The 10188-nt window shown below is 71.7% G+C and carries 6 protein-coding genes; 3 read left to right on the top strand and 3 right to left on the bottom strand.

All coding sequences use genetic code 11. The annotated features are described in order from the left end of the window. Positions 1 to 513 precede the first annotated feature (513 nt). Positions 514 to 1683, bottom strand: coding sequence for a GDSL-type esterase/lipase family protein (locus tag AQJ46_RS23040; RefSeq protein ID WP_059207400.1), 1170 nt, complete (start codon positions 1681 to 1683; stop codon positions 514 to 516). 4 nt (positions 1684 to 1687) lie between these two features. Continuing rightward, entirely contained in the window at positions 1688 to 2269 is a 582-nt protein-coding gene (locus tag AQJ46_RS23035; RefSeq protein ID WP_059207399.1) for a TetR/AcrR family transcriptional regulator, read from the bottom strand. A gap of 70 nt (positions 2270 to 2339) precedes the next feature. Between AQJ46_RS23035 and AQJ46_RS23030 the strand changes: the two genes are divergently transcribed. After that, positions 2340 to 2837 (top strand): FBP domain-containing protein, encoded by a 498-nt coding sequence (locus AQJ46_RS23030; RefSeq protein ID WP_059207398.1) that lies wholly within the window; start codon positions 2340 to 2342, stop codon positions 2835 to 2837. A 34-nt stretch (positions 2838 to 2871) separates the two neighbouring features. Here the strand turns inward: AQJ46_RS23030 and AQJ46_RS23025 are convergent, their stop codons facing one another. After that, a complete protein-coding gene (locus tag AQJ46_RS23025) occupies positions 2872 to 5676 on the bottom strand; it encodes a beta-L-arabinofuranosidase domain-containing protein (protein ID WP_059207397.1) in 2805 nt (934 codons plus the stop codon). Positions 5677 to 5970: 294 nt separating this feature from the next. Here AQJ46_RS23025 and AQJ46_RS23020 point away from each other — a divergent pair, with 294 nt between their 5' ends. Together AQJ46_RS23020 and AQJ46_RS23015 are read left to right on the top strand one after the other, a co-directional pair. After that, on the top strand, positions 5971 to 8652 hold the full coding sequence (locus AQJ46_RS23020) for a helix-turn-helix transcriptional regulator (protein WP_059207695.1): 2682 nt from the start codon (positions 5971 to 5973) through the stop codon (positions 8650 to 8652). A gap of 100 nt (positions 8653 to 8752) precedes the next feature. Next, on the top strand, positions 8753 to 10168 hold the full coding sequence (locus AQJ46_RS23015) for an FAD-binding oxidoreductase (protein ID WP_059207396.1): 1416 nt from the start codon (positions 8753 to 8755) through the stop codon (positions 10166 to 10168). Positions 10169 to 10188: the final 20 nt, after the last annotated feature.

Raw genomic sequence — 10188 nt, 5'->3', positions numbered from 1 at the left:
GTCCGGAGCCCGGGGCCCGGAGCTCGTGAGTCGGAGACCCAGCGCCCGGGAGCCCGGGGCAGGAGCCCAGAGCGGGGGAGCCCCGAGCCTGCGGCCCGGTGCGCGGAGCCGGGGTGCCGGAGGTTGTGAGTCCGGAAGTTGAAGGCCCGGGGCTGGGAGTCCGGAGCCCGCGGCCCGGACCCCGTGAGTCGGAGACCCAGCGCCCGGGGCAGGAGCCCAGAGCGAGGGAGCCCGGAGCTTGCCGCTCGGTGCGCGGAGCCGGGGTGCCGGAGGTTCAGAGTCCGGGGGCTGAAAGCCCGGGGCTGGGAGCCCGGAGCCCGCGGTCCGGAGCCCGTGAGTCGGAGACCCAGCGCCCGGCGCCGGAGGCCAGAGCCGGGTCTCCGCTGCGCCACGGCCCGCCGTCCCGCGGCCGTGGTCCGGTCCTCGCGGGCGGCGTCGACGGTGGTGATTCACGGGCGTGCCCTGCAAGCTGCCCCGGCGATCCGCCTCCCCCCGAACGCTCGGCTCGCCGCTTCAGCCGTTGCCGAACAGCCCGTCGGTCCCGAACGCCATGCCCGCGAACCGTTCCCCCATCCGCCGGTGCGTCGCCGCGTCCGGGTGCAGGTTGTCCGGCAGCGGCAGCTCCGCCGAGTCGTTCTCCCCGTACAGCTCGCGCCCGTCGAGGTAGTGCAGGTTCGGGTCGTCGGCGGCCCTCTGCTTCACGATCCGGGCCAGCTCCTCGCGGATCACCTGGAGGGTCAGTTTCCCGCTCGCGCGTTCCGCCGGGTCGCCCAGCGTCCTGAATCGCAGCCGGCCCTCGCCGAGTTCGCTGAAGTCCGGGAAGGAGGGCCCCGGCGTGTCCTCGTGCATCGGGCACAGGATGGGCGAGACGACCAGCAGGGGCGTGTCCGGGTGGCCCTCGCGGATCGTGTCGAGGAAGCCGTGAACCGCGGGACCGAAGGCCCGCAGCCGCATCACGTCGTGGTTGACGATGTTGATACCGATCTTGACGCTGATCAGGTCGGCGGGCGTGTCCCGTACGGCCCGCGCGGTGAACGGGTCGAGCAGCGCGCTCCCGGCCAGGCCCAGGTTGATCAGCTCCACCCCGCCCAGCGTCGCGGCGACCGCGGGCCAGGTGTTCCTGGGGCTCGCCGCGTCGGAGCCGTGGCTGATGGAGCTGCCGTGGTGCAGCCACACCCGGCGATCGGAGGGCGGCGCGCTCTCGACGGGGGCGTCGGTGCGCAGGGCGATCAGCTCGGTGGTCTCGTTGTGCGGCAGCCAGATCTCGACGTCCTTGACCTCGTCGGACAGCCCGTCGAAACGGACGGTGCCGTGCGGTCCGGGCCGCACCTCGGACGTCCCCTCGGCCATGTCAATGGTGATGACGTTGCCGCCGAGCACACTGCCCTGCCCGGCCGGCCGCCCGTCGACGACCAGGTCGTACACGCCGTCGGGCCGGGGCGGCGCACCCACGTAGGTCCGCTTGGTCGGCAGCGCGTCCAGCTCCACCGCGGTGGCCCGGGTGCGGAAGACCAGCCGTACCCCGGCGGGCTGGGACTCGGCCATCGCCAGCTGACCGTCGGTGTTCTGGGCGCGGGCCCGGGCGGGCAGCCGGTGCGGCAGCACCCCGTGCTCGGTGTGCTCCACATCGAGGGCGCCGCGCAGCAGGTCGGCGGTGACGGGTGTGGTGATCCAGTCGTGCATGTCCTCAGCCTGTCGAAGGAGGGGTGGGCCAGTTGCGCAACAGCGAGTCGAGGGCGTCCAGAATCCGCGTCCAGGACGCCCCGGAGTCGGGGGAGCTGTGGCTGAACCCTCCTGCCCCCTCCAGACTCGCGTAGCCGTGGAAAGTGCTGCCCAGCAGCCGTACGGCATGGGTCTGGTCGGGTTCGGGCAGGTCGTAGCCGCGCAGGATTGCCCGCATCATCTGCGCGAGCCGTACGCCCGCGCTGGCCGCCGCCGTCTCGGGGTCGAGCCTCAGCCGGGCGGCGGCGACACGGCCGGGGTGTGCGTGGGCGTAGTCGCGGTAGACGTTCGCGAAGGCGGTGAGGGCGTCCTTGCCGGCCCGTCCGGCCACCGCGTCCGCCGAGAGGTCGGCGAGCTCCTCCAGGGCGAACAGGGCGATCCGGGTCTTGAGGTCCTGGGAGTTCTTCACGTGCGAGTACAGGCTGGCGACCTTGACGCCGAACCGCCGGGCGAGCTCCGAGACGATCACCTGGTCGAAGCCCACCTCGTCGGCCAGCTCCGCTCCCGCCCGGACCAGTCGCTCCGTGGTCAGCCCTACTCGTGCCATAGCAGTCCTCTCGTTTGCCAGAAGCAATTATGCATTTGCCTAAAGCTTTTAGGCAAACTAGCGTGAAGCTATGGAACCGCTGACCGAGCAAGAGATCCGTGCCGCCTTCGTGAACTGCACCAAGGGCGAGGCGAAGCGACTGTCCGTGCCGCGTGACCTGGACGAGCGTCCGTGGGAGGACCTGGACTACCTCGGCTGGCGCGATCCGCAGGCCCCCGACCGCGCCTACCTGGTGGCCGTGCTGGACGGCCGCCCGACGGCCCTCGCGCTGCGCGGCTCCGCCGCCGGCTCCTGGCAGACGCGGCGCAGCATGTGCTCGTTGTGCCTGACCACCCACTCCGGCGGGGTCTCCCTGATGGTCGCGCGGAGGGCGGGCAAGGCAGGGCAGCAGGGCAACTCGGTCGGCGCTTACATGTGCGACGACCTCGCCTGCTCGCTGTATGTGCGGGGCAAGAAGGACGCGGGCGCCGGCGCACGGCTGCACGAGACGCTCACCCTGGACGAGAAGATCCGCCGGACGGTGACCAACCTCGCCGCCTTCGTCGCCAAGGTGACGGGCGTCGCGTAAGGCACCCGCGCCCTCGGGGAGTTCACTCGTGAGGTCAGGAGACGTACGTCGCCTGCTGTGCCGTGTTCACCACCGTCTGGCCGTTCGCCGGGGTGAGCGACCCGGACGCCACCCAGGAGTCCACCGTCGACTGCACCCGGGCGACGAGCGCGCTCTTCGTGGCGAAAGGAGCCCCGGCCCAGATCTCGTCGAGCAGTGAAGTGCCGTCGGACTGCACGGGGTTGGCCACGCCGGAGTCGAGTCCGCCGAAGACGACCTTGGGCTCCGAGCGCCGGAAGTAGGCGTGGGTCGGGTCCTCGGTCCCCTCGTGGAAGGGGGCGAACTCGGTTCCGTTCAGCGTGAAGTGCAGGGGTTTGCCGCTCACCGGGGTCAGCGTGGGCAGGAGATCGCCGGACAGGGCCGCGTTGGCGTACAGCCCGAACGACAGATAGCTGGTGGCCGAGTTGCGGGCGACCAGGTTCACCGGGCCGTGGAACAGGGTCTGCAGGGTCGGATCGTCCAGGGCCTTCTCGACGCGCAGCCGGAACGGCACGGTGACGCGGACGACGTCCCCCGCCTTCCAGGTCCGCGACACCGTGAAGTACGCCCCGGCGGCCGGAGTCCCTCTCACCGCACCGCCGTTGACGGTCACCTGGAAACCCGCGGTGGCCCATGACGGCACCCGCAGCTTCAGCCCGAAGGCCGCGCTGCCGCCACCGAAGGTGAGCGTGGTGCCCTGCTCGCTGGGATAGCTGGTGGTCTGAGTGACCGTCACTCCCTTTTCCGCCCAGGTGAGTCGGGAAGGGCTGTACAGGTTGACGTACAGGGCGCTGCCGTCGGCGGCCTTGAAGTACACCGAGTCCTGGTACTTGGTGGCGCTCTCCATGCCCGTGCCCTCGCAGCAGGTGGTGCCCTCCTTGGGTGTGTAGTCCCGTACATGACCGGGCGTCAGCCCGATGAAGTAGGTGACGAGCGGCTTCTCCGCGTCGGCCTTGTCCTGCTTGGAGCCGAGCACCTGGTTGTAGAGGGCCCGCTCGTAGTAGTCCATGTACTTCGGGGACTGCTCGTGGAAGAACAGCGTCCGGCTCAGCTTCAGCATGTTGTACGCGCAGCACGTCTCCGCCGTCGCGCCGCTGATCGTGCCCGCGATCACCCCGGACGCCTTCCAGAACTCCCCGGTGCTGGTGCCGCCGATGCCGTACATCCGGGCCGGGACGACCATGCCCCAGAAGTTTCTCGCCGCGGTGAGGTAGCGCTGCTCGCCCGTCGCGTCGTACAGCCTCAACAGGCCCGTGAAGATGGGGATGTGCTGGTTGGCGTGCAGCCCGTTCAGGGTGTCGGTGTTCGCGGCGCACGCGTCGATCAGCTTGTCCAGGTCGAACAGGCGTGCCAGCGCGAGGTGTTCGGCCCTTCCGGTGAGCGAGTGGAGGTCGACGATCGCCTCCACGATGCCGCCGAACTCACCACTGGAGAAGATGCCCCACATCCGCTGCAGGGTCGCCTCCGGGAGCACGGACAGCCGGGAGTACATCCAGTCGCCCATGCCCGACGCCAGGTCGAGGGCCCGGTCGTAGTCCGTGGCGGTGTACGCGTCCAGCAGGCCCCGCAGGATCTTGTGCGCGGTGTAGTAGGGCGCCCACACCTTGGTGTAGTCGCTGCCGGTCATCGACTCCAGCTGGATGAACTGTGTCTCCGGGTATGCCGCGAGGAACCCGGGATGGCTGGGCCCACCCCACGTCCGGCGCAGGGTCGCGGTCAGGCCGCGGCCCGAGGCGTCGGCGAAGGTGCCGCCGGTGGTCTCGAAGAAGTCGTACGACGCCAGGGTGCCGCGTCCGGCGGAGGTGGCGGAGGCCCGGTTGCTCTGCAGCGCGGTGATCTCGGCGGCGGTCAGTGCCCGGGACCAGATGTTGAACTCGTCGAAGGCGCCCGCGAAGACGGGGTCGCCGGAGTAGTTGGAGCGGCCGAGCCAGTGGTGGGCCAGGGCGCCGAGTGCGGCCGGGTTCAGGCTCATCGAGGTGTTCGTCGCGACGGCCGTGCCGTTGACGTACAGCGTGCCGGTCGTGCCGGAGATCGTGACGGCCAGGTGACTCCACTGGTTCAGCGGCAGAGTCGCGGTGCCGTTGAGTCCCTGTTCGCCGCCGGCCCCGTTGGCGGTGATGGCGAAGCGGGGCACGCCCGAGCCGTTGCGGGCGGCCAGGTACAGGTACTTGGTGGTGTCGTTGCCGAAGTCGAAGACGCGGGCCCAGTTGTCGGCGTGGGTGGGCTTGACCCACGCCGACAGGGTGATCGCGGAGGCTCCGCCGAGGAGGGCCGCCGGCAGGTCGACGTACTGGTAGGAGCCGCGTACGTTCTCCTGGGCGGTCCCGAACCTCCCGGTCACGGCGAGCATCTTCGGGTCGGTGCGCAGGGCCGAGCGGACCGCGGTCAGCGCGCTCACCATGGTCGCGATCCTGTCGGCGAAGACCTGCTCGCCGGTGCCGGCGTACGCCTGCGACAGCATGGTCAGGAAGTGCCCGGTGTAGTGGCCGCGGAGATTGCCGTTGGCCTCGCCGTCCAGCCCCTCCCAGCCCCCGGGCGCGACCGCACCGCCCGTGGACAGGCCGGCGTTGGCGCGAAACACCTGGAGCAGCCGGTTCACGTCGTAGCCGCGGGCGTGGTCGAGCATGAGCTCCCGCTTGTCGGCGAACAGGCCCGGGCCGAGGGCGACGTCATCGAGAGCGAAGGGCTGGGCGGTCCACACGGACGGTGCCTCCGAAGCTGCGGCGACGGCCCGGCCGGTCGCCGCGTGGGTGATGGCGGGGGTCGCGGCCGCCAGGGCGGCGGCCTGCAGAAGGGAACGTCTGGAGAGGGGCGGTGCCATGGGTGCTCCTCCATGAGTCGCTCGCGTCAGAGTGGTCGGTATTTCGAACGATGTGCGAGTGATCGACCAGACGATAGGGAGGAGGCGGGCGCGGGTCAACGGGTCTGGAGCGGCCAATTCCGGGCAACGGTGACAACACCTCCGCAGCGAAGCCGTACGCCGATATGCCCCGCCCCCCTTCCGTTCCTGCCGAACCACAGCCGACGCCGACGAAGTGCTCGGCGTCGCGTCGAGGGAAGCCGACCGTCAGTGGAGCAGGGGCGTTCCGGCGTCCCCGGTGGCAGAATCGGGCGCGTGGACTGGGGGATCCTCGAGCGGGAGCCCGAGCTGGCGCGACTGGCCTCGGCCGCGCGGGAGGCGGCGGACGGGGCCGGATCCGTGGTGCTCGTCTTCGGAGAGGCCGGTATCGGCAAGTCGAGCCTGGTCAAGGCCCTTCCCGACCATCTGCCGGACGGCACCCGGATCCTCGTCGGCGAGTGCGACGACCTCGCCACCCGCAGGCCCCTCGGCCCCTTCCGCGACCTGATCGGCAGCGTCGGCGGCGAACTCGCCGGTGCCGTGACGGAGGGCGGTGACCGCCATCGCGTCCACGAGGCTCTGCTCGAAGAACTACGCGGAGCGGTACTCGTCGTCGAGGACGTCCACTGGGCCGACGAGGCCTCCCTGGACGCCCTGCGCTTCCTGGTCCGCCGAATGGAACGCCTGCCCGCCCTGATCGTCCTGACCTACCGCGACGACGAGTTGAGCCGTGAGCATCCCCTACGGCATCTCCTCGGCCAGGTGTCCCGGGCGCCCCGCGTGCACCGGCTGCCCCTGGCCCGCCTGTCCCTGGACGCGGTACGCACCCTCAGCGCCGGCCGCGTCGACCCCGCCCAGGTGTACGCCGTCACGAACGGCAACCCCTTCTTCGTCGCCGAGATCGTCGCCGCCGGTGGCACCGGGAGTGTCCCCCCGACCGTCGTCGACGCCGTGCTCGCCCGGCTGCGAGGTCTGCCCGGTGCCACCGTGGACGCGTTGGAGCAGCTGGCCGTCGTTCCCTCGGCCGTGGAACGCCCGCTGGTCGACGCGCTGCTCGCGGACGGGACGTCCGCCTTGGCGGCGCCGCAGGAACCCGGCCCGCTCGCGACCGGGGTGTCCGCCCCGGCGGCGGACCTGCACGGCCCGCTCACCGACGGGGTGTCCGTCCTGGCCGCCGCCGAGCAGCGCGGTCTGCTCACCGTCACCCCGGAACGGGTGGCGTTCCGGCACGAGCTGATCCGCCGGGCCGTGGCCGACTCCCTGCCCGCCGCCCGCCGTATCGGCCTCAACCGGGCCGTTCTCGAGGCTCTCATCACCCGGCCCGGATCCGACGCCGCCCGGATCGTCCACCATGCGGCCCAGGCCGGCGACCAGGACGCCGTCGCCCGCTACGGCCCCGACGCGGCGAAGGACGCCGCCGCCACGGGCGCCCACCGCGAGGCCGCCGCCCAACTCCGGCTCGTGCTGCGCGAACGGCACCGCTACGCCCCCGCCGAACTCGCCGATCTGCTCGAACGCTACGCCGTCGAGAGCTACACCATCGCCGACTCGGCCGCCGCCGTCGCCGCCCAGCGCGAGGCCGTCGCCCTGCGCCGCGCCCTCGGCGACACCCTCGCCCTCGGCGCCGACCTGCGCTGGCTGTCCCGCATCCACTGGTGGGCCGGCAACGCCGATCAGGCCCAGGAGGCCGCCCGAGAGGCGGTGGCGGTGCTTGAACACGCTGGCGACGACCGCCTGTTGGCACTCGCCGTCAGCAACACCGCCCAGCTGCGCATGCTGTCCGAGCGCTACGCCGAGGCCGTCGAACACGGCGAGCGCGCCATCGTCCTGGCCCGCAAGGCGAACGACCCGGCGATCCTCGCGCACGCCCTCAACAACGTCGGCACCGCCCGCTGGCGCGCCGGAGACCCCGACGGGCGGGCCGAGCTGGAGGAGAGCCTCGATGTCGCGCTCGCCGCCGGAGAGGTCGAGCACGCCTGCCGTTCCTACGCCAACATCATCTGGACCCTGCTCGACAACCTCCAGTACGACGACGCCGACACGTTCCTGCCCCCGGCGATGGAACTCGCCGACCGCGCCGAGCACTTGGGCTTCCTCAACTACCTCCACGTCGAACTCGCCATGCGCAGGCTCGCCGCCGCCGACTGGGACGACGCCGAGAAGCACGCCGAGTACGGCATGCACGACTTCATCCCGGCCCGCTGTCCCGCCCTGACCGTCCTGGCCCGGATCCGCATCCGCCGCGGCCGCCCCGGCGCCGGCGCGCTCCTCAGCGAGGCCTGGGAGATCGCCGTAGGGACGAAGGAACTGCAGCGCACCGGGCCGGTGGCGCTGGCACGGGCGGAGTCGGCCTGGCTGCGCGGGGACGCGGAAGGGGTGATCGAGGCGGTCGCGCCCGTCCACGCCCAGGCGAGCCGACTGCCGGGCGCCCCCCACCGGCCCGAACTCGGCTACTGGCTGACCAAGGCGGGCCGTCGCGTCCCACCGGACGACTCCGACCATCCGTACGCCTTGCAGGCGCGCGGGCAGTGGCGTCGGGCCGCCGCGCTCTGGCAGGCCGCGGGCTGTCCCTACGAACATGCCGCCGCGCTCGCCGAGAGCCCGGATGCCGCCACCAAGCTGGAGGCACTGGCCGCCTTCGACGCACTGGGCGCCGAACCGGCGGCCCACCTGCTGCGTGTCGAGCTGCGAGAGCTCGGCGTGCGCCACGTCCCGCGCGGCCCCCTTGCCGCGACCCGCGACAATCCCGCGGGCCTCACCGACCGCCAGCTCCAGGTCATACGGCTGCTCGCCGAAGGGCTCACCAACGCGGAGATCGCCGCCCGGCTCGTCGTGTCGGTCCGCACGATCGACAACCATGTGCGGGCGGTGCTCGACAAACTCGACGCACCGGGCCGCCGCCAGGCCGCCGTGCGCGCGGCGGAGCTCGGATTGCTGCCCGGCGGTTCCCCGACCTAGGTATCCCGGAGCGCCGACCTGGGTGACGGTCACGGATACCCGCTGCGGTGTGACGCGAGTAGAACGGACGAATCTACCCGATTCGGAAACGGGGGACTTCATGTCCAGCACGCCCGCCCAGGCCGCACGTCGTGAACTGACCGGATTCACCGGGGAGCTCATCGGCCCCGAGGACGCCGGCTACCAGGAGGCCCGTACCGTCTACAACGCGATGATCGACAAGCGCCCCGCCCTCGTCGCCCGCTGTGCCGACGCGGACGCGGTCTCCCGCACGATCGCCTTCGCCCGCGCCCAGGGCCTTCCCCTCGCCGTGCGGGGCGGCGGTCACCACGGCGCCGGACTCGGCACCGTCGACGGGGGAGTGGTCGCCGACCTGTCACCCATGAAGGACATCCAGGTCGACCCCGAAGCGCGCACCGTGCGGGTCGGCGGCGGCTGTGTCTGGGGCGAGGTGGACCGCGCCACCAACGCGCACGGCCTGGCCACGCCCAGCGGCATCGTCTCCACGACCGGTGTCGGCGGCATCGCCACCGGCGGCGGGCTCGGTCACCTCACCCGCAGCTGCGGACTGACCATCGACAACCTGCTGGAGGCCGACATCGTCCTCGCCGACGGCCGCCGGGTACGGGCGAGCGCCGACGAGAACAGCGACCTGTTCTGGGCGATCCGGGGCGGCGGCGGCAACTTCGGCGTCGTCACCTCGTTCGTCTTCCGGCTGCACGAGATCAGTACGGTGATCGCCGGGCCGACCTTCTGGGCCGTCGAGGACAGTGCTGCAGTCCTCTCCGCGTACCGGGAGTTCATCCTGAACGCGCCCCGCGAGCTGGGCGGGTTCTTCCTGCACGGCACCGTCCCGCCCGCCCCGCCGTTCCCCGAGGAGATCCAGCTCCGCAAGGCGGCCGGCGTGGTCTGGTGCTACACCGGCGACGACACCGAGGCCGCGGCACGCGAGATGGCCCCGCTGCTCGACGCCCTGCCCGCACCGCTGCTGCACGCTCCCATGGTCATGCAGCACCCCGACCTGCAGTCCATGTTCGACGGGCTCTACCCGCCCGGCCACCAGTGGTACTGGCGGGCCGACTTCGTCGAGACCGTCCCGGACGAGGCGGTCCAGCTGCACGCCAAGTTCGGCGCCGAGGTGCCGACCGTCCAGTCGACCATGCACCTCTACCCGATCGACGGCGCCGCCCACGACGTGGGCCAGGACGAGACGCCCTGGGCCTACCGCCACGCCAACTGGGCCTCCGTCTTCGCCGGAGTCGACCCTGATCCGGCCAACGCCGAGCTGGTCAAGCGGTGGACCGTCGACTACTTCGACGCCCTGCACCCGTACTCGGCGGGCGGCGCCTACGTCAACATGATGATGGACGAGGGCCAGGAACGTGTCCGCGCCAGCTACCGCGGCAACTACGACCGCCTGGCCCGCATCAAGGCCGACCGGGACCCGGACAACGTGTTCCGTCTGAACCAGAACATCCAGCCGGCACCGAAGCCGTCGCACGAGGCGCGGCCGTAGGACGGGTCGCTGGGCGGAGC

The sequence above is a fragment of the Streptomyces canus genome (assembly GCF_001514145.1).
GTDB classification, from domain to species: domain Bacteria; phylum Actinomycetota; class Actinomycetes; order Streptomycetales; family Streptomycetaceae; genus Streptomyces; species Streptomyces canus.
Note: the sequence above shows the minus strand (reverse complement) of the source record. Positions and strands in the feature narration are given on the sequence as shown.